The following is a 20,213-nucleotide window of genomic DNA, read 5'->3' on the forward strand; positions in this document are numbered from 1 at the left end:
GAAAAGATCATGGTCGGACAAAGATCATGATCCCGTGGGTCCAGCTCGATTCGGCGAAGACTCCCGACGGCGGACAAGAACTGCGCCTCAAGCGGCGCGGCACCGAATTCTCGATCATGCTGGGCACCAACGAACTGATGAATAGCCGCCTCAGCGGTTCCGAGGAAGCGCTGGCAAAACTGTCCTGCGAGCGGATTGCCGGCCAGAGCCGGCCCACAATCCTGATCGGTGGGCTTGGCATGGGTTTTACCTTGCGCGCCGCACTCACAGAATTGGCCAATGATGCCGGAATCGTCGTCGCCGAACTGGTGCCGGCCGTCGTCGCCTGGGCGCGCGGTCCGATGGCCGAAATCTTTGGCGGCTGTCTCGACGATCCTCGCGTCACAATCCAGGAAGCCGATGTCGGGCAGCTGATCCGGTTGCGGCCGGCGGCCTGGGACGCCATCCTGCTCGATGTCGACAACGGCCCGGAAGGCATCGTCCGCAAATCCAACGATGCGCTTTACAGCCTGCAGGGCCTGGGCGCTGCGCGCAGCGCCCTCAAGCCGGGCGGCGTGCTGGCGGTGTGGTCGCAAGGCCCGGACGGCGGCTTCACGCGGCGCCTGAAGCAGGCAGGCTTCGGGGTCGAAGAGGTCAGTACGCGCGCCAACGGTAAGCGCGGCGCGCGCCATGTCATCTGGATCGCCACCAGGACGTAAAGCCGGCGGGCTCAATCCTGGTGGAGAATGAATTCCAGATAGAGGTTGCGCTGCAGGATCGAGTGGTTGTCGTCGGAGATCAGCGACACCATCAGCGCGCCGTCGCCGCGGGTCCAGACGTCGAGCCCTTCCATATTGTCAATCTGGTAGCCCATATCGGCCTCCAGCAGCACCGGCCCGTCGGCGACCGCGCCCTTCTCGACGCTTTCGCCATAGATGCGCCGCAGCCGCATCTTGACGCCGCTGGCCATCGAGAAACTGCGCTCCAGAAGCAACAGATCGCCATCCAGCAGGAAGGCCCCGTCGGTGATGTCGAAATCGCCATTGCGTTTGACGGTGAAGATGCCCTTGTGCGGTCCTTCGATGATGGCGGCATAGATGTTGCCGGCCTTGTCCAGGCTCTTCTCGGAGACCACGACAAGGCCGCCCTCATGCTGGCCGTTGGCATTGGCGTGGGTGACGGTCTCGAAGCCGCGATTCTGACGCAGCTCGCGGGCCGGAACGGCGAAATCCAGCGGCTTGAAGGGTGCCTTCATGTCGTTGGAGTCGATCTTGAACTGGGCGACGCGGTGGCTGCGCTCGAAGCCGACGGTGGCGATGCCGTCCTTGACCGCGAGACCTTCCGCATCGACCTCCCATTTCCTGTCGATCGGCTGGCCGGTCTGGTCGACCATCTGCTGCATGCGGAAATTCTGGATGCCGGAGGGTCGCTTTTCCGCGTCGCGGACCACCGTGCCGAAGAACCAGAAGCCGGTGTCGGCAACGCCGATGAAGTCACCGCCGGCTTTCAGGAAGCGGAAGGCCGACAGCGCGCCGAAATCGCGTGTCGGCGAGGTCATCTCCAGCCCGCCGACGAATTCGAACGGGCCGAACTGCTTGCCGGCACGGCCAATGTGGAATTCGGTGATCGGGCGGGCCGAGATTTCGACCGGTTCGACAGAACTAGAGTCGGCCGAACCGGCTGCCGCCGAAGCCACGCCGGAAAGCAGGGCGACGGCGGCGAAAAGCGTCTGCTGAAAGCCGCCGCGCCTGGAAATCATCCGGCGCGCCGCATACCACCGCCGCGTCGCGTATCCTTCGCGCTTTCCTCGGCGAACAGCGAAGCCAACTGCTCGGTCATGGCGCCGGCCAGTTCCTCGGCATCGACGATGGTGACAGCCCGGCGGTAGTAGCGCGTGACGTCGTGGCCGATGCCGATGGCCAGCAGTTCCACCGGCGAACGCGTCTCGATCAGCTCGATGACGGCGCGCAGATGGCGCTCGAGATAATTGCCCGGATTGACCGACAGCGTCGAATCGTCGACCGGCGCCCCGTCCGAGATCATCATCAGGATCTTGCGCTGCTCGGGCCGGGCGATCAGCCGGTTGTGCGCCCACAGCAGCGCCTCGCCGTCGATATTTTCCTTGAGCAGGCCTTCGCGCATCATCAGGCCGAGATTGCGCCGTGCCCGCCGCCACGGATGGTCGGCGGACTTGTAGATGATGTGGCGCAGATCGTTGAGCCGGCCAGGATTCGGCGGCTTGCCGTCCTTCAGCCATTTCTCGCGCGCCTGCCCGCCCTTCCAGGCCCGCGTGGTGAAACCGAGGATCTCGACCGAGACGCCGCAACGCTCCAGCGTGCGGGCCAATATGTCGGCGCAGGTTGCCGCGACCGTGATCGGCCGGCCGCGCATCGAGCCGGAATTGTCGAGCACCAGCGTCACCACCGTGTCGCGAAATTTGGTGTCGCGCTCCTGCTTGAACGACAGCGGCTGCATCGGGTCGATGACGACCCGCACCAGCCTTGCCGGGTCGAGGTAACCCTCTTCAAGGTCGAAATCCCAGGAGCGGTTCTGTTGTGCCATCAGGCGACGCTGCAGCCGGTTGGCCAACCGCCCGACGACGCCGGACAGATTGGCCAGCTGCTTGTCGAGGAAGGCGCGCAGCCGGTCGAGCTCTTCTTCTTCGCACAGCTCCTCGGCCCCGACCGTCTCGTCGAAAGCCGTGGTGAAGACTTTGTAGTCGATTTCCTTCGGCAGATTGGTGAAGGGATTGTCGTTGCGGCGCGCCTCGCCGGGCGTTTCGGCATCGGCGTCGTCATCGTCGGACAGGTCGTCCGCGGTGGCGTCGGAGGCTTCGGTCTCGGCCGACTGTTCGTCATCGGCCGAAGCTTCGGCATCCTCGGACTGCGACTGCTCGGAGCCAGAATCCTCTTCGCCGCCCTCCTCGCTCTGCTCCTCGCCTTGCGGCTGGTTGTCGTCATTGTCCTCGGAATCTTCCGTCTCCTGGTCGTCGCCGAGTTCCTCGGCCATCTCCATGGAGGCGAGCATCTCGCGCACGACCCGGGCGAACGCCTGCTGGTCGCCGAGCTTGGCCGACAATCCGTCGAGGTCGGCCTTGGCCTTCTCCTCGACCCAGGGGCGCCAGAGTTCGACCAGCCGCTCGCCGCTTTTCGGGACCGGGCGGCCGGTCAGCTTCTCGCGCACCATCAGGGCAAGAGCTTCCTCGATCGGCGCGTCGGCCTTGTCCTTGATGTCGACGAGGTTGGCCTTGGCGTATTTGTCCTCCAGCATCGAGCCGATATTGTCGGCGACGCCCTGCATGGCGCGTGAGCCTATCGCCTCGACGCGGGCCTGTTCGACCGCGTCATAGATGGCGCGGGCCGCCTTGCCTTCCGGCGCCAGCTTGGTGTGGATGCGCACATCGTGGCAGGCGCGCTTCAGCGCCATGGAATCGCCGAGGCCGCGGGTGATCGCGATATCGGTCTTCGACGCCTTCTTCGGCAATTCCGGCAGACGCGCACGGCTGCCGGCGAGCGCCGGCCGGTCCTTGGCGAAGCCGACCTCCAGCTCCTTGTCGCCGGCGATGGCGCGCATGCAGACGGTGACGGCGCGCTTGAAGCTGTCGGCTTCAGAACCCGTCTTCGACTTGTTGCGCGTGTTGTCGCCCGGACCCGCCATCGAGACTCTGCTTAGCCCAGCACCACGTTGGCGGCGCTCTCGGGCAGATCCTCGCCAAAGGCGCGCTGGTAGAACTCGGCCACCACCGAGCGTTCCAGTTCATCGCACTTGTTGAGGAAGGTCAGCCGGAACGCCATGCCGATATTGCCGAATATCTCGGCATTCTCGGCCCAGGTGATCACGGTGCGCGGGCTCATCACGGTCGACAGATCGCCGTTGATGAAGGCCGAACGCGTCATGTCGGCGACGCGCACCATCTTGTTGACGATGTCCTTGCCCTTGCTGTCGCGATAGTGCTTGGCCTTGGCCAGCACGATGGCGACTTCATTGTCGTGCGGCAAATAGTTCAGCGTGGTGACGATCGACCAGCGGTCCATCTGCGCCTGGTTGATCTGCTGGGTGCCGTGATAGAGGCCAGTGGTGTCGCCGAGGCCGACCGTGTTGGCGGTCGAGAACAACCGGAAGGCCGGATGCGGGCGGATGACCCGGCTCTGGTCGAGCAGCGTCAGCCGGCCCGACGATTCCAGCACGCGCTGGATGACGAACATCACATCCGGACGGCCGGCATCGTACTCGTCGAAGCACAGAGCGACATTGTGCTGGTAGGCCCAGGGCAGGATGCCGTCGCGGAATTCGGTGATCTGCAGGCCATCCTTGACGACGATCGCGTCCTTGCCGACGAGATCGATACGGCTGACATGACTGTCGAGGTTGACGCGCACACAAGGCCAGTTAAGCCGGGCGGCAACCTGTTCGATATGGGTCGACTTGCCGGTGCCGTGATAGCCCGACACCATGACGCGGCGGTTGTAGGCAAAGCCCGCAAGGATCGCCATCGTCGTGTTCTTGTCGAAGAGATAGTCCGGGTCGATGTCGGGCACATGCTCCGATGTCACCGAATAGGCCGGTACCACCATCTTGGACTCGAAGCCGAATTTCTCCTTCACCGACACCGTCGTGTCGGGCAGGTTGGCGATGTCACGATCGACCTTGTTCATATCTCTCAACGTCTCCACGGGCGAAACGTCTGATTTCGCCGGCAATCGATTTTGTCCGGGGGCGGTCTTAGAGCCTTTTCCAACCTTATGAAAGTTGGAAAACGACACGAACCGTATGGCCGCTCAGCACAGGCCCGCCTGTTTGAGCACGCGATAGGCCTGCAGCACATCGCGGAACCGGTCTTCCGAACCTCTGTCGCCACCATTCGCATCCGGATGGTGCTGTTTCACCAGTTCCTTATAGCGCGCCTTGATCTCCTTGCCAGTCGCCTTTGTATCAAGGCAAAGCGTTTCCAGCGCCTTGGCCTCAAGCGGCTTGGCCTTGCGCTCGCGCGCCTCGCGCGGATCCTTCGGTCCCTTGAACAGGTCGAACGGGTCGCGCATGCGGTTATAGTAGCCGGCCCGGCCGGAACGCATCTGGGCCATATCGGGCGACGACCGCGTCGAGGCCCCGTTGGCGCCCATCTTCCAGGTCGGCCGGTGCCCGGTCATGGCTTCCTTCTGGAAGCGCGCGACCTCGGTGTCCGGCACGCCGGAAAAGTAGTTGAAGCCCTTGTTGTACTCGCGCACATGATCGAAGCAGAAATGGAAATACTCGCCCTCCTTCATGCGCCCGACCGGCGCACGATGGGTGCCCGCTTCCTTGCAGCCGTCCCACTGGCAGATCGGCGAGTGCGACTTCAGCTCCGCGTCCTTGTCGGGGCGGACGCGAATCTTCTCGAAATATTTGGGGTACGGCTTCATCTTACCCATTTATGGGGCGTTCGCAGATGCGAAACAAGAATTGACATTTTCGCGATCATCGCCCTAACCGCTGAATCGCGGCATAAAGCAGGCGAATGGCGGATTTTGTTGCACGGCGGCGGCCCCTCGCGAAACCGATTTTCGGTTTCCAGGCCGAGACGCCAGCGATATTTGGTGAAGGGAGATGGCGATGTCCATAGAGGCGACCATGGAAGACAAGCTCAATAAGGCATTTTCGCCGGACAGGCTGGTTATCATCAACGAGAGCCATCTCCATGCCGGTCACCACCATCACGGCTCCGACCACCACGGCACTTACGACGGCACCGGCGAGACGCATTTTCGCGTCCGCGTCGTCGCTTCCGCCTTTGCCGGCATGAGCCGCATCGACCGTCACCGCGCCGTCAATGAATTGCTTGCCGATGAATTGAAGGCCGGCGTGCACGCGCTGGCGATCGAACCGGCGGCTCCCGGCGAAAAGACCCGCTGGTAGCTCGGTTCCGCCTATCGTTTTTCGCCGCGCTCAGAGCACCGCTTCGATGAGGAACGGCCCGCGCCGTGACAGCGCGCTGTCCAGCAGCGCCTCGAAGCGCTCGCACGTATCGGCGCGGGCCGCCTCCACGCCCATGCCTTTGGCCAGCGACACCCAGTCGAGCGAGGGATAGTCGAGGTCGAGCATGCGCCTGGCGTTCTCGCCGATGGCGCCGACGCCGACATTCTTCATCTCGCCATGCAGGATCGCATAGGTTCGGTTGGAAAACACGATCGTCACCACGTCGAGCTTTTCCCGCGCCTGCGTCCACAATCCCTGCACCGTGTACATCCCGCTGCCATCGGCCTCTAGATTGATCACCTTGCGGTCCGGACAGGCGATTGCCGCCCCGGTCGCCATCGGGATGCCGCCGCCGATCGATCCGCCCGTGCCCATCATGTAGTCGTGCGGCGCTGCAAAGGCCGACAGCGCGAAGAAACGCCTGGCCGAGGTGACCGCTTCATCGCAAATGATCGCATCGGCCGGCAGTTTGCGCGCCACCGACAGCGCGATCGCATCTTCCGTCAGCTTGCCGCTCGGCGTTGCCTCGTCGGGAAAAGCGGCCGCGACGACCTGTCGTTTCGGCGGCTTGATGCCAAGTTCGTCGCGAAGCGCCTCCAGCGCCGCATGCAGATCTTCGCCATGGGCGGCCAGTGTCAGCACCTCGCAGCCTTCCCGAACGAGCCGTCCCGGTTTTCCCGGATAGGCGAAGAAGGCAACCGGCTCCTTCGCGCCGACCAGGATCAGAACATCGACATCCCTGAGCACAGCCATCGCCGCGTCGACCGGATAGGGGATGCGGGCCGGCGCGACACGCCCGCGCCCGCGTTGCATCCGTGCGATCAGAACCTCGCCGAACAGCCGGACGTCGCTGCCCGTCGAGATTTGCCCGGCGATGGCGAGCGCATCGGCGCGTGCGGCCTTTCCGCGAACGATCATGCCTGCCCGGCCCGGAGCGGCACGGATCGCCGCGGCGACCTTGCGCACGGCGTCCATATCGACGGCCGGCGCTGGCACCAGCTTCACCTTGCCGACCGAAACCGCGTCGACTTCGCCCCAGGCGGCATCCGCCGGCAGGATCATCGTCGCGACGCCGGGTGGTGTCAGCGAGGCGCGAAAGGCTGCTTCAGCTGCCGGCGCGATATCGGCCGGGCCCTTGACGCGGCCGACCCAGTTGGACATCGGCGCCGCAAGGCTTTCGATATCGCTGGTGAGCGGGGCATCGAGCGGCAGATGGTAAGAGGCGTGGTCGCCGACGATGTTGATCATCGGGCTGAAGGCACGCCGGGCATTGTGCATGTTGGCGAGTCCGTTGGCCAGGCCGGGACCGGTATGCAGCAGCGTCGCGGCCGGCCGATCGGTCATCCGCGCATAGCCATCGGCGGCCCCGGTCACCACGCCTTCGAACAGCCCGAGCACGCAACGCATTTTCGGCTTGCGGTCAAGTGCTGCAACGAAGTGCATTTCGGAGGTGCCGGGATTGGCGAAGCAGACCGTCACATCGTTGGCCAGAAGCACGTCACACAGGACATCGGCACCGTTCATGCAATTCCCTCCCGCTCACGATCGAAGAGCACTTGCACCCTGGCGCGCCCGCACAGCAATATCCCGCCGCCACTTTTGATCTGATCCAGTGCCGTAAAGATCAGCCAACCGTCGATTTCAGGAATGCCAGAGCGGCCGCGGTCAGCGCGTCGCCATCCTCGCCGAAATCCCGATTGATCGACATATGCGTGTAGGCGCTGCCGTCGAACAGCGTGACCTTGGTGCCCGTCGCGCGCAGGCGCTCGGCAAAGGCCTTGGAGTCCTCGCCGCGGCCAGGGGCGCGCGAATAGGCAATGAAAGTCGGCGGGTGCCTGCGGCCGTCGACATGGCTGGCCGGCGACAGTGCCGCCCATTGCGCGGGATCGGAAAAGACGCGGGCATAGGCCCGCACCATGCCGCCCTTCTTGGCAAGTGCTGCAAGATCATAGGCCCTGGTATCGTCGAGAATGAGCGCAGCTATGCCGGGCAACCCGCCGCGCATGCCGGTCAGCGCAATCAGATGGCAGCCGGCCGAATGGCCCATGCCGACGATGCGGTTGGGATCGCCGCCATGCCGGGCGATGTTGGCTCTGATGTAGGCGTAGGCCTTTTCGACGTCACCGGCCTGGGTGGCGACATCGGCCTGCGGCAACATGCGGTAATCGATGGAGACGAAGCAGAAGCCGTTGGCGAGCAGGAAGGCCGGTTTGGCGTCGACCTGACTGCGTTTGCCAAACTGCCAGGTGCCGCCATGAACGAAAAACACGACCGGCAGGCCCATTGCACCATCGGGCGCATAGATGTCGAGCTTGGCCGGCCCGTAGTCTAAGGTTTTTGGCGTGGGTCGGCGTGTTTCCGACGCGGCCGATGCTTCCAACGGCAGCATCGCCGCCACCGAGGCCATGATCAGGCTTCGTCGATCGATCATCACTGTCTCCTGACGAGGCAAGACTGCACGCGGCGGCCCCAGCCGTCCAGTCAGGGATTCGCCACACACCCGCTACCCGCGCTGAATACCGCTCCGCACCGAGCGCCTTGATCCCAGAGTGGCCTCAAAACCTCATGATCGTAGCCACCTCTTCACATGAAGGGAACAAACGGTACCCCCCGACAGTTGAATGCGAGGTGAGCCGAATGGAAGCCACAGCGGCTCCGAGGGCAAAAGCATCATGCGAGAGAACCAGTCTGACGTCTTCGATCTGTTTTCGGAAATTTACACCAACGCGGCACAGGAAGAGATCAGCATCCAGCAATATCTCCTTGCCTGCCGCGAGGACAAGTCGATGTATGCCTCAGCGCCTGAACGGATGGTCGAGGCGATCGGCGAGCCGAACCTGGTCGACACCAGCAAGGATGAGCGGCTCGGCCGCATATTCTCCAATCGAACCCTGAAAGTGTACCCCTCCTTTGCCGATTTCTATGGCATGGAGGACACAATCGAGCGCATCGCCGGCTATTTTCGCTATGCGTCGCAGGGGCTCGAGGAACGCAAGCAAATCCTCTATTTGCTCGGCCCGGTCGGCGGCGGCAAATCGTCCCTTGCCGAGCGGCTGAAGAAGTTGATGGAGCAGCGCCCGATCTACACGCTGAAGGTCGGCAACCAGGTCAGCCCGGTTTTCGAATCGCCGCTGGGCCTTTTCCATCCCGATCGCATGGGCGACCTGCTGGAGGATAAATACGGCATTGCCCGACGCCGGTTGAATGGGCTCATTTCGCCATGGGCGGCCAAGCGCCTCGATGAACTCTCCGGCGACATTTCCAAGTTCAGCGTCGTCAAGCTGATGCCTTCGCGACTGCGCCAGATCGGCATCGCCAAGACCGAGCCCGGCGACGAGAACAATCAGGACGTTTCGGCCCTGGTTGGCAAGGTAGATATCCGGCAATTGGAAAATTTCAGCCAATCCGATCCGGACGCCTATTCCTATAGTGGCGGACTGAACCGGACCACCCAGGGCCTGCTTGAATTCGTCGAAATGTTCAAAGCGCCTATCAAGGTCCTGCATCCGCTGCTGACCGCCACCCAGGAAGGCAGCTACAACGGCACCGAAAATTTCGGCGCCTTTCCCTATCAGGGGATCATCGTGGCTCATTCCAACGAGTCGGAATGGCTGCAGTTCAAGAACAACAAGAACAATGAGGCTTTTCTCGATCGCATCCTCGTGGTCAAGGTGCCGTATTGCCTGCGGATAACCGAAGAGCGGCAGATCTACGAGAAACTGCTGCGGGAGAGCGAATTGGCCGCCAGTCCCTGCGCTCCAGAGGTGCTGGACATCCTCAGCCGGTTTACCGTCTCGACCCGGTTGGCCGAGCACGACAATTCGCCGCTCTACACCAAGATGCGCGCCTATGATGGCGAGAACCTCAAGGAAGTCGACCCCAAGGCCAAGTCGGTTCAGGAATATCGGGACGCCGCGGGCGTCGACGAGGGCATGGCCGGCGTCAGCACGCGCTTTGCCTTCAAGATCCTGTCGCAGACCTTCAACTATGACACCGAAGAGGTGGCCGCCGACCCCGTGCATCTCATGTACATCCTGGAGGAGGCAATCAAGCGCGAACAGTTTCCGAAGGAGACGGAAGCCGCCTATCTGGAGTTCATCAAGTCCGAGCTGGCCGCGCGGTATGCCGAATTCATCGGCCATGAGATCCAGAAAGCCTATCTGGAATCGTACAGCGAGTACGGCCAGAACCTTTTCGACCGCTACATCGCCTACGCCGACGCCTGGATCGAAGACCAGGACTACAAGGATCCCGACACAGGCCAGATCCTCAACCGCGAGGTTTTGGACAACGAGCTTTCGCAGGTCGAGAAACCGGCCGGCATCGCCAATCCCAAGGACTTCCGCAACGAGGTGGTGAAATTCACGCTGCGCGCCCGTGCAAGAAACCATGGCCGCAACCCGGCGTGGACAAGTTACGAAAAGCTGCGGGAAGTCATCGAGAAACGCATGTTCGGCCAGGTCGAGGACCTCCTGCCGGTGATCAGTTTCGGCTCCAAGCAGGACAGCGTCACGGAAAAGCGGCACAATGAATTCGTGCAGCGGATGGTCGAGCGCGGCTACACCGAGCGGCAGGTTCGTCGCCTTGTGGACTGGTACATGCGGGTGAACAGGGCGGGTTAGAGAACCCGGATGGTTCCATGCCGATCTTCATCGACCGCCGCCTGAACCCGAAAGACAAGAGTCTCGGCAATCGCCAGCGCTTCCTCCGACGCGCGCGCGAGGAATTGAAGCGGAGCATACGCGACCAGATCCGCACCGGCAGGATTGCCGACGCGGATTCCGAGCACGCCGTGCGCATGCCCGAAAGAGGCACAAGCGAGCCGAGCTTCAACAACGCCCGCGACAGCGGCAAGCGCCAGCACATCTTGCCGGGCAACAGGCATTTCTCCGCTGGAGACCTGATCCCCAAGCCCGGCGGAGGCGGCGGGGGAGCATCGTCCCCGGGAAACAAGGCATCCGAGGACGACTTTCGTTTCGTACTGTCGCGCGAGGAAGTGCTCGATCTGTTCTTCGAGGATCTCGAGCTCCCGGACATGGTCAAGCTCAACCTCAAGGAGATCCTTGCCTTCAAGCCGCGCAGGGCCGGCTTCGCCGCCACCGGTTCGCCGACCAACATCAATGTTGGCCGGACGATGCGCAACAGCCACGGCCGCCGCATTGCGCTGAGGCGCCCCAAGCAGGTCGAACTGGATGCGATCCTCGAGGAAATCGCCTCGCTCGAGTCGGCGCCATCCAGCGTCGACGCGCGCCAGCGTATCGCGGCACTGCGCGAAGAGCTTGACCGGCTGGAACGACGCCGCCGCCGGATTGCCTATGTCGATCCGGTCGACATCCGCTTCAACCGCTTCGATTCCCGGCCGGTGCCGAACGCCAATGCCGTCATGTTCTGTCTGATGGACGTGTCCGGGTCCATGGGCGAGCGCGAGAAGGATCTGGCCAAGCGCTTCTTCGTGCTGCTGCACCTGTTCTTGAAACGACGCTACGACCGCATCGAGATTGTCTTCATCCGCCACACGCACCTGGCTCAGGAGGTCGACGAGGAGACATTTTTCTACAACACCCAAAGCGGCGGCACCGTCGTTTCCACCGCGCTGGAGGAAATGCACCGTATTATCGCCAGCCGTTACCCGGCCCACGACTGGAACATCTATGCCGCCCAGGCCTCGGACGGCGACAATTTCGCCGGCGATTCAGAGCGATGCATTTCGCTCCTCAACGGCGAGCTCATGCGGCTGTGCCAATATTTTGCCTATGTCGAGATCATCGACGAGCGTGAAGCCCATATTTTCGGCTCGACCGAAAACGGGACGTCGCTGTGGCGTGCCTATAACGCCATCGACCAGAAATGGCCGAACTTCCAGATGAGCCGCATCGCCACACCCGCCGATATCTACCCGGTCTTTCGCCAGCTCTTCGGCAGGCAGCCGGCCTCCCTCAAGAGAGCGTGAGGGTTCCCGATGGCCAGACAAGCGAGCAAATCCAGCCTGCTTTTCTCAGGGGCAGACTGGGATTTCAAAACATTGTCACGGGCCTTTGACGCGATCGAGGCACTTGCGGTCGAAGAGCTTCATCTGGACACCTATCCCGTTCAGATGGAGATCATCTCGTCGCAACAGATGCTCGACGCCTATTCGTCCATCGGCATGCCATTGATGTACCGTCACTGGTCCTTCGGCAAACATTTCCTCCACCAGGATCTGCTCTATCGCAAAGGCGGGCGAGGGCTTGCCTATGAACTGGTCATCAATTCCAATCCCTGCATCGTCTATCTGATGGAGGAAAACACCATGGCCCTGCAGGCCTTGGTGACGGCCCATGCAGCGCTCGGGCACAATCATTTCTTCAAGAACAATCAGCTGTTCAAACAGTGGACGGATGCGGGTGCGATCCTCGGCTACCTGGACTTCGCCAAGGGCTACATAGTCCGTTGCGAGGAGCGGCACGGCCTCGCCGCCGTCGAGGCTGTTCTCGATTCCGCTCACGCGCTGATGGATCAGGGCGTGTTTCGCTATCACCGGCCGCCGAGGCTGTCGTCGGAACGGCAACGCGAAGGAATTCGCGAGCGTCTCGAATACGAAGAGCGATCCTACAACGACTTGTGGCGTACGCTGCCGCCTTCGCAGCAGGAGACCAACGACAAGAGCAAGGACCCGGAGCGGAAGAAATCGCTCAACCTGCCTGAGGAAAACCTGCTCTATTTCCTGGAAAAGAACAGCCCGGTCCTGGAGCCCTGGCAGCGTGAGATCATCAGGATCGTCCGCGTCATCGCGCAATATTTTTACCCGCAACGGCAAACACAGGTGATGAACGAGGGCTGTGCCACTTTCGTGCACTATACGCTGATGAACATGCTGTTCGACCGCGGCCAGATCAGCGAAGGCGCCATGCTCGAAATCCTGCGCAATCATTCCAACGTGATCTTCCAGCCGGCCTTCGACGATCCGCGCTTTTCAGGCATCAACCCCTATGCTCTCGGCCTCGACATGATGCAGGACATTCAGCGCATCTCGACCAAACCCACGGCCGAGGACCGCGATTGGTTTCCCGACATCGCCGGCCAGGGCAACTGGCGCGAGGTCCTGCTTGACGCATGGGCCGATCATCGCGACGAATCCTTCATCCGCCAGTACCTCAGTCCGGCCTTGATCCGGAAATGGCGGTTTTTTGTGCTCGGCGACGCTGCCGACCAACCGCATTGTCAGGTCACCTCGATCCACGACGAGCGCGGCTACCGCAAGATACGCGACGCGCTCGCCAACAGTTACGATCTCGGCGCGAACCGGCCGGACATTCAGGTGGTGGATGTCGATCTGCTCGGCGACCGCCATTTGCGGCTGCAGCACAAGGTCAATGACGGCATCCTTCTCGAGGATGCCAGCCGCGACGCCACGCTTCGTCACATTCGCAGGCTTTGGGGCTATGAAGTCAGCCTGGCCGCCATAGATGCCGAGACCGGCGCGACGATCCACGAACGCTCGACCAGCCAGATCGCCGGATGACGTGCCCCGGCCTCCTGCGCGTATCAGGTGTCGCCAGCTGGCCTGATCCTCAGCCTTGCGATCCGGTTCTTGTCGCGTTTCATGACGACGAAGCGCTTGCCGTGGAACGTAAAAGCCTGCTTCTCCTCGGGGATCGATTGCGTCTCGTGGATGACGAGGCCGGCAATGGTGGTGGCCTCCTCATCCGGCAGGTTCCAGTCGAGAGCCCGGTTGAGGTCACGGATGGGCACCGTACCGTCGACGACGACGGAGCCGTCGGCCTCCTGCTTGACGCCCTGTATGTCGACATCATGCTCGTCGGCGATCTCGCCGACGATCTCCTCGATAATGTCCTCCAGCGTCACCAGCCCTTCGACCTCGCCATATTCGTCGACCACGACGGCGAAATGCGCCTTGCGGCGAAGGAAGGCGTTGAGCTGTTCCTGCAAGGTCGTGGTGTCGGGCACGAACCAGGGTTTCGAGGCGATCTTCATCACGTCGATCCGGGAGAAATCGTTGCCGACTTCGTTCAAGGCGCGCAGCAGATCCTTTGCATGCAGCACGCCGACGATGTTGTCGAGCGAGCCTTTCCACAGCGGCATGCGGGTGTGCGGGCTTTGCAAAATCTCGCGCACCACCGCTTCCGGCGCATTGTCCGCGTTGACCGAACGCATGTTGGTGCGGTGGACCATGACGTCGGAGACTTCCAGCTCGGCGAGATCGAACAGCCCGCCGACGCGGTCGCGATCCTCGCGCACCACCTGGCCGTCGCGGCGGAAATCGTCGACCGCACCGCGCAATTCGTCCTGGCTGGAACGCTGCGGCTCGATGCGCGAAAGCTCGTATCCGAACATGGCAAGCAGGCGCGTGCGCACGGCAACGAGCAGCACGATGAGGATGGCGAGGACGGCGACGACGATCCAGCCGGGCTCGTTGGTCATCTCGGCCGCATCTTCTGCTGGTCAGAATGGTTTTCTGTCAGAAACGACAGCACTTCCGATGCCGGAACATCTTTGGCAATGAAAGCCTGGCCGATGCCGCGCGTCAGGATGAAGGTCAGCGCGCCGCGTGACACCTTCTTGTCCTGGGTGATGAAGGCAAGCAGAGCCTCGGCGTCAGGCAATTCGCCCGGGATGTCGGCTATCCGCCAAGGCAGGCCGACGGCGCGCAGATGCGACTCGACGCGCGCGGCATCGTCGGGGCTGGCCAGATTGAGCCGTGACGAGAACCGGTAGGCCAGCGCCATGCCGATTGCGACGCCTTCGCCGTGGACGAGGCGGCTTCCGTCATATTGGGTGGCGGCTTCCAGCGCGTGGCCGAATGTGTGGCCGAGATTGAGCAACGCGCGGTCGCCGGTCTCGAATTCGTCGCGCGCAACCACATCGGCCTTGGCGCGGCAGGCTTCGGCAATAGCCTGCGCCCTCTCCGGCCCGCCGGCAAAAACCTGGACCCAATTCTTTTCCAGCCAGGCGAAAAATTCCGGCCGGTCAATGAGCCCGTATTTGGCGAGTTCGGCATAGCCGGCGCGGAATTCGCGGATCGGCAGCGTGTCGAGCACGCCGGTGTCGGCCAGCACCAGTTTCGGCTGATGGAAGACGCCGACAAGGTTCTTGCCGCGTGGGCTGTTGATGCCGGTCTTGCCGCCGACCGAGGAATCGACCTGAGCCAGCAGCGAGGTCGGGATCTGCACGAAATTCATGCCGCGCCGCACGATGCCGGCGGCAAAGCCGGCAAGGTCGCCAATAACGCCGCCGCCGAAGGCGATGACGATGTCGCCGCGCTCCAGTTTCGCAGCCAGCACACCGTCGACCACCTCTTCGAGACGGGCAAAACTCTTGGTCTTCTCGCCGGGCGGCAACGTGATCACGGCGGTCTGGATGCCGCCCGTTTCGAGGCTGGCCTGAAGGGCAGCGAGATGCGCTGCCGCGACATTGGCGTCGGTGACGACCGCGGCGCGCGTGCCCGGCAGCCGGCGCGCAATCTCCGCGCCCGCGCGGGCCAACAACCCCGAGCCGATCAGAATGTCATAGGTCCGATCGCCAAGGCCTACTTCGACGACAACGGGTGCATCGATGCTCACGATTCCACCTCGCCCGCCGCAGCCGCCTCATCGATGCCGAAATGCCGGCACAGCGCGTCCACCACCTCGGTCGCGATGACTTCCTTGCGGTCGTCGCGGGTCGGCACGGTGACGTCCGATGTCGCGTAGACCGGATAGCGCTCGCCCATCAGCCGCTTCAGCACGGCGCGCGGATCGGCACTTTTCAACAATGGCCGGTTCTGCTTCTTGGAGACGCGGTCCATCAGAAGATCGAGCTCGGCCTTCAGCCATACCGACACGCCCTGCGCTGCAATCGCCTCGCGCGTCTGCGCATTCATGAAGGCGCCGCCGCCGGTCGACAGCACCTGCGGGCCGTTTTCCAGCACGCGCAGGATGACGCGCTGCTCCAGCGCCCGGAATTCGGTCTCGCCATAGCGCTCGAACAGCTCCGGAACGGTCATGCGCGAGACGCTTTCGATCTCCTGGTCGCTGTCGATGAAGGGCAGCGCCAGCATCGTCGCCACCTTACGGCCGATCGCCGTCTTGCCGGCGCCCATCAGTCCGACGAAGACGACGGAACGGCTGCCCAGCCGGCCAAGCAACGCGGCGTGGGTCTCGTCTGGAGGATTTGCTGGCAGCGCGTTCATTGGATTGTTCGAAGGCCCTCTTTGCCGGCGTATCGACATGAAAAGCCCGTTTGCGTCAAGCGTGGCAAGTGCCTTGAACCCGATATGGACCGGCAGGGTCTGCATCAGAAGTTGCTAACAGGCCCCAGCTTCTTCCTTGAATTGGCCGGATTGGCGTCCCATAAGGGGACAGGGTTTGGAAACGCAGAACAAGAAGACGGGCGAAAATTGATGCCGACACTGTTTCGCTTTGTCGTGGTAACAGCGATTCTGGCTGGCATTGCCTATGGTACGATGTTCGCCCTGGTGATGTTCGTCGAGCCAAAGAAGGGGGAAATGAGCGTGCGCATCCCTCCGGAAAAGCTGAACCCCAAGAAAAGCTGAACCCGAAGAAAATTGAATGAACAGCGCCGCCCGCATCGAAGCCTTTCTGGAAATGATGAGCGCCGAGCGGGGCGCGGCCGAAAACACGCTTTCCTCCTACCGCCGCGACCTCGAGGACGCTTCTGGCGCGATCGATGGCGGGCTGGCCACTGCCGCCGCCGCCGATATCCGCGCCTATCTCGACGACATTGCCGCCCGCGGCTTTGCAGCCACCTCGCAGGCGCGCAAACTGTCGGCGATCCGCCAGTTCTTCAAATTCCTCTACGCCGAAGGCCTGCGCGGCGATGACCCGACCGGCACGCTGGACAGTCCGAAAAAGGGCCGCCCGCTGCCCAAGACGATGAGCGAGGCCGACACCGGCCGGCTGATCGACCGTGCGGCGCTTGAGGCCGGCGGTGTCTCGTCGGGCGATGGGGACAGTCTGGCGTCACTGCGCCTGCATGCGCTGGTCGAGGTGCTTTACGCCACCGGCCTGCGCGTTTCGGAGCTGGTCGGCCTGCCGGTGACGGTGGCGCAGCGCGACGACCGTTTCTTCATGGTGCGCGGCAAGGGCGACAAGGAGCGCATGGTGCCGCTCTCCGCCAAGGCGCGCACGGCGATGAAGACCTGGCTTGCCGCCCGCGCCAGGGTGCCCGCCTTTGCCGACAGTCCGTTCCTGTTTCCGGCCGCCTCCGACAGCGGCTATCTCTCGCGCCAGGTCTTCGCGCGTGACCTGAAGGGGCTGGCGGCAAGGGCCGGCATCGCCTCGGCGAAGATCTCGCCGCATGTACTGCGTCATGCTTTCGCCAGCCATCTCCTGCAGAACGGCGCCGATCTCAGGGTCGTGCAGCAATTGCTTGGCCATGCCGACATATCGACGACACAGATTTACACCCATGTGCTGGAAGAGCGGCTGGTGCGGCTGGTCAACGATCATCATCCGCTTGCCGACTAGGCCTCATATCGCTATGTGAGGACGACATTTCACCGCCCGGAGCCTTGGATTCAAGGGTCCGTCAGCCATTGCCTTCCGACGTATCGGTCCGCTCACGCATGTACAACTACCTCGATTTCGAAAAGCCGGTGCAGGACCTCGAGGGCAAGATCCTCGAGCTGAAGAAGCTTGCCGAGAACGGCGAGGCGGTCGATGTCGGCGACGAGATCAGCCGTCTCGAGAAGCGCTCCCGCGACGCGCTGCGCGACGCCTACAAGGCGCTGACGCCGTGGCAGAAGGTGCAGGTGGCGCGCCATCCCGACAGGCCGCATTGCGTCGACTATATCAAGGGCCTGTTCACCGATTTCACGCCGCTGGCCGGCGACCGCAATTTCGGTGAGGACCAGGCGATCGTCGGCGGTTTCGCCCGTTTCCGCGGCGAACCCATTGCCATCATCGGCCAGGAAAAAGGTTCCGACACAGCCAGCCGCCTGAAGCACAATTTCGGATCGGTTCGCCCGGAGGGCTACCGCAAGGCGGTACGGCTGATGGAACTGGCCGACCGCTTCAAGATCCCGCTGCTGACGCTGGTCGACACGGCTGGCGCCTATCCCGGTGTCAACGCTGAAGAGCGCGGCCAGGCGGAGGCTATCGCCCGTTCAACCTCGACCTGCCTCGGCCTGAAAGTACCGTCGATCTCGGTGGTTATCGGCGAAGGTGGTTCGGGCGGAGCCATTGCCATCGCCACCGCCAACCGCGTCTACATGCTCGAACACGCCATCTATTCGGTGATTTCGCCGGAAGGCGCCGCCTCTATCCTGTGGCGCGACACGACGCGATCGAAGGATGCGGCAACCAACATGAAGATCACCGCGCAGGACCTTCTGGAGCTGAAGATCATCGACGCCATTATCCCCGAGCCGCTCGGCGGCGCGCATCGCGGCGCCGAAACCGTGATCGGCGCGACCGGAGACCTCATCGCCAGGACGATGAAGGACTTTGCCGGCGCCAACACAGATTTCCGCGAGCAGCGCCGCGAAAAATACCTGGCCATGGGCCGCAGTCTCTGACCGCATGCAGCCTTGGCGGCCACAATGTGGCGGAGCGGAGCATTTTTGCCACAAAAATGCCGCTGCATTCGGCTCAATGAGACTGCCGCAGGAGGATGCGTCGGCACTTGCGGTAAGGAATTTGTTAGGGTTAACGGGCTTAGGGTCCGTCGATGCGCAGTGCAGCAGCCGGGGCAGGAAACGTCCTGGCGCCAGAGAAAAGACGATATCCGCAGCCATGTTTATCAAGCTTGCCCGCACCGGAATCCTGATCGCCGCCCTCGGCGTTGCCGGCTGCAACAATTCGTCGATGAAGGATTTCGCGCCGGAGGCCAACAAGCCGCTGCCCGACAAGATCCTCGCCGACATGAGAGCCAAGGGCATGGTCCGCACCTCGTCGGTGATGGCTCGTATCTTCAAGGAAGAAGGCAAGCTCGAGATCTGGAAGGCCAAGACCAACGGCCGCTACGACATGGTCGCCAGCTACGACATCTGCAAATGGTCGGGCAAGCTCGGGCCGAAATACACAGAAGGCGACCGCCAGGCGCCGGAAGGCTTCTACACGGTGCGCCCGGCGCAGATGAATCCGCGCTCGAACTACCATTTGTCCTTCAACATCGGCTATCCCAACGCCTATGACCGCGCCAATGGCCGTACCGGCTCCAATTTGATGGTGCACGGCGCCTGTTCGTCGTCGGGCTGCTATTCGATGACCGATGCGCAGATCGAGCAGATCTATGCCTTCGGCCGCGATGCTTTCCAGGGCGGCCAGACCGAGTTCCAGATCCAGGCGTTCCCGTTCCGCATGACTGCCGCCAACATGGCGCGCTACCGCAACGACCCCAATTACGACTTCTGGAAGATGCTGAAGGTCGGCTACGACAATTTCGAGATCACCAAGGTGCCGCCGAAGGTCGATGTCTGCGAGAAGCGCTACGTCTTCAACCAGGTTGCCGCCGACGGTCAGACATTCGACCCGACCGGCGCTTGCCCGGCGACCACGCAGCCTGATTCGCTGAAGAGCGCCTACAACTCCTACATGAGCACCTACGACGCGGCATTCAGCGGCGCGGTCAAGGCCAGCGTGCCGGCGCCCAAGCCGACCATCGCCGGTATCAAGGAAGCCAGCATCGTCTCCGACTGGTCCAAGCGCCGCGCACGCGGCGAACGCGTGCCGATCGATCCGCCGTCGCTCAACAATGACGGCTCGGTCACCGAGACGGCACGCATGGGCCGCATCGATTCGCCTGCCGGCCGCAAGATGGCCGCTCTTGACGCCGAAAAAGCTGCCAAGCAGAAGGCCGAGGAGCAGAGGCTGGCTGCCATAGAGGCGGCCAAGCAAGCCAAGGAAGCCGCCAAGGCTCAGGCCCTGGCTGAAAAGGAGGCCGAAAAGGCCGCCAAGGAAGCCCCTGTCGCCACCGCGACCATCGCGGCCCCTTCGGAAGCGGCACCGATGGCTGAGACGCAAGCGGCGAGTGCCGACGAGAGCCGCGTGACGAAGCTGAAGAACAAGCTGCTCGGCATGTTCGGCGGTTGATTTCGCCCGTGGATGATCGCGCCGCTATTTATGACCTCAAGGGGCTGAACTGCCCCTTGCCGGTGCTCAAGGCCAAGAAGCGCTTGGCCGGGATGCAACCGGGCAGCCGGCTGTGGCTCGAAACCACGGACCCGCTCGCCGTCATCGACATTCCGGCATTCTGTTCGGAGAGCGGCCACCAGTTGATTGAAACGGCGGCGGTCTCCGGCGGCCATCGCTTTCTGATCGAGCGCGGCGAACAGCAATCGTAGA

19 protein-coding genes are annotated in these 20,213 nt (G+C 62.7%); 10 read left to right on the top strand and 9 right to left on the bottom strand.

Annotated elements, in window-relative coordinates; translation table 11 throughout:
- The first annotated feature begins 26 nt into the window (after positions 1-26).
- A complete protein-coding gene (locus EOA19_RS20810) occupies positions 27-698 on the top strand; it encodes a hypothetical protein (protein WP_023811076.1) in 672 nt (223 codons plus the stop codon).
- Positions 699-709: 11 nt separating this feature from the next.
- Here the strand turns inward: EOA19_RS20810 and EOA19_RS20815 are convergent, their stop codons facing one another.
- From EOA19_RS20815 to EOA19_RS20830, 4 genes are all read right to left on the bottom strand, one after another.
- Positions 710-1,738 (bottom strand): esterase-like activity of phytase family protein, encoded by a 1,029-nt coding sequence (locus EOA19_RS20815; RefSeq protein WP_128304676.1) that lies wholly within the window; start codon positions 1,736-1,738, stop codon positions 710-712.
- On the bottom strand, positions 1,735-3,636 hold the full coding sequence (gene cobT / locus EOA19_RS20820; RefSeq protein WP_013529369.1) for a cobaltochelatase subunit CobT: 1,902 nt from the start codon (positions 3,634-3,636) through the stop codon (positions 1,735-1,737). The genes EOA19_RS20815 and cobT overlap by 4 nt, the downstream gene beginning before the upstream one ends.
- Positions 3,637-3,647: 11 nt before the next feature.
- Entirely contained in the window at positions 3,648-4,634 is a 987-nt protein-coding gene (gene cobS, locus EOA19_RS20825) for a cobaltochelatase subunit CobS (protein ID WP_023811073.1), read from the bottom strand.
- A 123-nt stretch (positions 4,635-4,757) separates the two neighbouring features.
- Complete coding sequence (locus tag EOA19_RS20830; RefSeq protein ID WP_128304677.1) at positions 4,758-5,387, bottom strand: J domain-containing protein; 630 nt, start codon at positions 5,385-5,387, stop codon at positions 4,758-4,760.
- A gap of 181 nt (positions 5,388-5,568) precedes the next feature.
- Here EOA19_RS20830 and EOA19_RS20835 point away from each other — a divergent pair, with 181 nt between their 5' ends.
- Entirely contained in the window at positions 5,569-5,871 is a 303-nt protein-coding gene (locus EOA19_RS20835) for a BolA family transcriptional regulator (protein ID WP_128304678.1), read from the top strand.
- 30 nt (positions 5,872-5,901) lie between these two features.
- Here EOA19_RS20835 and EOA19_RS20840 read toward each other — a convergent pair whose 3' ends face one another.
- Together EOA19_RS20840 and EOA19_RS20845 are read right to left on the bottom strand one after the other, a co-directional pair.
- Complete coding sequence (locus tag EOA19_RS20840) at positions 5,902-7,455, bottom strand: acetolactate synthase large subunit (protein WP_128304679.1); 1,554 nt, start codon at positions 7,453-7,455, stop codon at positions 5,902-5,904.
- 100 nt (positions 7,456-7,555) lie between these two features.
- Positions 7,556-8,362 (bottom strand): alpha/beta hydrolase, encoded by an 807-nt coding sequence (locus tag EOA19_RS20845; RefSeq protein WP_128304680.1) that lies wholly within the window; start codon positions 8,360-8,362, stop codon positions 7,556-7,558.
- 241 nt (positions 8,363-8,603) lie between these two features.
- On the opposite strand from EOA19_RS20845, the gene EOA19_RS20850 reads away from it, so the two are divergent.
- Genes EOA19_RS20850 through EOA19_RS20860 form a run of 3 tightly spaced genes read left to right on the top strand, consistent with a single transcriptional unit; the run spans position 8,604 to position 13,432 of the window.
- Complete coding sequence (locus EOA19_RS20850; protein WP_013529362.1) at positions 8,604-10,553, top strand: PrkA family serine protein kinase; 1,950 nt, start codon at positions 8,604-8,606, stop codon at positions 10,551-10,553.
- Positions 10,554-10,570: 17 nt separating this feature from the next.
- Positions 10,571-11,881, top strand: coding sequence for a YeaH/YhbH family protein (locus EOA19_RS20855; protein WP_127295998.1), 1,311 nt, complete (start codon positions 10,571-10,573; stop codon positions 11,879-11,881).
- 9 nt (positions 11,882-11,890) lie between these two features.
- Positions 11,891-13,432, top strand: coding sequence for a SpoVR family protein (locus EOA19_RS20860; RefSeq protein WP_128304681.1), 1,542 nt, complete (start codon positions 11,891-11,893; stop codon positions 13,430-13,432).
- 23 nt (positions 13,433-13,455) lie between these two features.
- On the opposite strand, the gene EOA19_RS20865 is transcribed toward EOA19_RS20860, so the two are convergent.
- From EOA19_RS20865 to EOA19_RS20875, 3 genes are read right to left on the bottom strand one after another with little or no spacing between them, the layout of a single operon-like run.
- Positions 13,456-14,352 carry an HlyC/CorC family transporter gene (locus EOA19_RS20865; protein ID WP_128304682.1) on the bottom strand — a complete coding sequence of 299 codons (897 nt, stop codon included), beginning with the start codon at positions 14,350-14,352 and terminating at the stop codon, positions 13,456-13,458.
- Positions 14,349-15,491, bottom strand: coding sequence for a 3-dehydroquinate synthase (gene aroB / locus EOA19_RS20870; RefSeq protein WP_128304683.1), 1,143 nt, complete (start codon positions 15,489-15,491; stop codon positions 14,349-14,351). Before aroB ends, EOA19_RS20865 begins: the two co-directional genes overlap by 4 nt.
- Positions 15,488-16,099 carry a shikimate kinase gene (locus EOA19_RS20875; protein WP_128304684.1) on the bottom strand — a complete coding sequence of 204 codons (612 nt, stop codon included), beginning with the start codon at positions 16,097-16,099 and terminating at the stop codon, positions 15,488-15,490. The genes aroB and EOA19_RS20875 overlap by 4 nt, the downstream gene beginning before the upstream one ends.
- A 210-nt stretch (positions 16,100-16,309) precedes the next feature.
- On the opposite strand from EOA19_RS20875, the gene EOA19_RS20880 reads away from it, so the two are divergent.
- From EOA19_RS20880 to EOA19_RS20900, 5 genes are all read left to right on the top strand, one after another.
- Positions 16,310-16,462 carry a hypothetical protein gene (locus EOA19_RS20880; RefSeq protein ID WP_013529356.1) on the top strand — a complete coding sequence of 51 codons (153 nt, stop codon included), beginning with the start codon at positions 16,310-16,312 and terminating at the stop codon, positions 16,460-16,462.
- 16 nt (positions 16,463-16,478) lie between these two features.
- A complete protein-coding gene (locus tag EOA19_RS20885; RefSeq protein WP_128304685.1) occupies positions 16,479-17,396 on the top strand; it encodes a site-specific tyrosine recombinase XerD in 918 nt (305 codons plus the stop codon).
- A 98-nt stretch (positions 17,397-17,494) separates the two neighbouring features.
- Positions 17,495-18,445 carry an acetyl-CoA carboxylase carboxyltransferase subunit alpha gene (locus tag EOA19_RS20890; RefSeq protein ID WP_023811063.1) on the top strand — a complete coding sequence of 317 codons (951 nt, stop codon included), beginning with the start codon at positions 17,495-17,497 and terminating at the stop codon, positions 18,443-18,445.
- A 217-nt stretch (positions 18,446-18,662) separates the two neighbouring features.
- Positions 18,663-19,961, top strand: coding sequence for a murein L,D-transpeptidase family protein (locus tag EOA19_RS20895; RefSeq protein ID WP_127295953.1), 1,299 nt, complete (start codon positions 18,663-18,665; stop codon positions 19,959-19,961).
- Positions 19,962-19,969: 8 nt separating this feature from the next.
- Positions 19,970-20,212, top strand: coding sequence for a sulfurtransferase TusA family protein (locus EOA19_RS20900; protein ID WP_023811061.1), 243 nt, complete (start codon positions 19,970-19,972; stop codon positions 20,210-20,212).
- Position 20,213: the final 1 nt, after the last annotated feature.

It is taken from the genome of Mesorhizobium sp. M7A.F.Ca.US.010.02.1.1, from assembly GCF_004023085.1.
Lineage (GTDB): Bacteria > Pseudomonadota > Alphaproteobacteria > Rhizobiales > Rhizobiaceae > Mesorhizobium.

What these genes read in the sequence shown, in the direction of transcription:
- EOA19_RS20810 (WP_023811076.1), top strand. Translation starts at nt 27, where the DNA reads ATGATCCCGTGGGTCCAGCTCGATTCGGCGAAGACTCCCGACGGCGGA.
- EOA19_RS20815 (WP_128304676.1), bottom strand. Translation starts at nt 1,738, where the DNA reads ATGATTTCCAGGCGCGGCGGCTTTCAGCAGACGCTTTTCGCCGCCGTC.
- cobT (WP_013529369.1), bottom strand. Translation starts at nt 3,636, where the DNA reads ATGGCGGGTCCGGGCGACAACACGCGCAACAAGTCGAAGACGGGTTCT.
- cobS (WP_023811073.1), bottom strand. Translation starts at nt 4,634, where the DNA reads ATGAACAAGGTCGATCGTGACATCGCCAACCTGCCCGACACGACGGTG.
- EOA19_RS20830 (WP_128304677.1), bottom strand. Translation starts at nt 5,387, where the DNA reads ATGGGTAAGATGAAGCCGTACCCCAAATATTTCGAGAAGATTCGCGTC.
- EOA19_RS20835 (WP_128304678.1), top strand. Translation starts at nt 5,569, where the DNA reads ATGTCCATAGAGGCGACCATGGAAGACAAGCTCAATAAGGCATTTTCG.
- EOA19_RS20840 (WP_128304679.1), bottom strand. Translation starts at nt 7,455, where the DNA reads ATGAACGGTGCCGATGTCCTGTGTGACGTGCTTCTGGCCAACGATGTG.
- EOA19_RS20845 (WP_128304680.1), bottom strand. Translation starts at nt 8,362, where the DNA reads ATGATCGATCGACGAAGCCTGATCATGGCCTCGGTGGCGGCGATGCTG.
- EOA19_RS20850 (WP_013529362.1), top strand. Translation starts at nt 8,604, where the DNA reads ATGCGAGAGAACCAGTCTGACGTCTTCGATCTGTTTTCGGAAATTTAC.
- EOA19_RS20855 (WP_127295998.1), top strand. Translation starts at nt 10,571, where the DNA reads ATGCCGATCTTCATCGACCGCCGCCTGAACCCGAAAGACAAGAGTCTC.
- EOA19_RS20860 (WP_128304681.1), top strand. Translation starts at nt 11,891, where the DNA reads ATGGCCAGACAAGCGAGCAAATCCAGCCTGCTTTTCTCAGGGGCAGAC.
- EOA19_RS20865 (WP_128304682.1), bottom strand. Translation starts at nt 14,352, where the DNA reads ATGACCAACGAGCCCGGCTGGATCGTCGTCGCCGTCCTCGCCATCCTC.
- EOA19_RS20875 (WP_128304684.1), bottom strand. Translation starts at nt 16,099, where the DNA reads ATGAACGCGCTGCCAGCAAATCCTCCAGACGAGACCCACGCCGCGTTG.
- EOA19_RS20880 (WP_013529356.1), top strand. Translation starts at nt 16,310, where the DNA reads ATGCCGACACTGTTTCGCTTTGTCGTGGTAACAGCGATTCTGGCTGGC.
- EOA19_RS20885 (WP_128304685.1), top strand. Translation starts at nt 16,479, where the DNA reads ATGAACAGCGCCGCCCGCATCGAAGCCTTTCTGGAAATGATGAGCGCC.
- EOA19_RS20890 (WP_023811063.1), top strand. Translation starts at nt 17,495, where the DNA reads ATGTACAACTACCTCGATTTCGAAAAGCCGGTGCAGGACCTCGAGGGC.
- EOA19_RS20895 (WP_127295953.1), top strand. Translation starts at nt 18,663, where the DNA reads ATGTTTATCAAGCTTGCCCGCACCGGAATCCTGATCGCCGCCCTCGGC.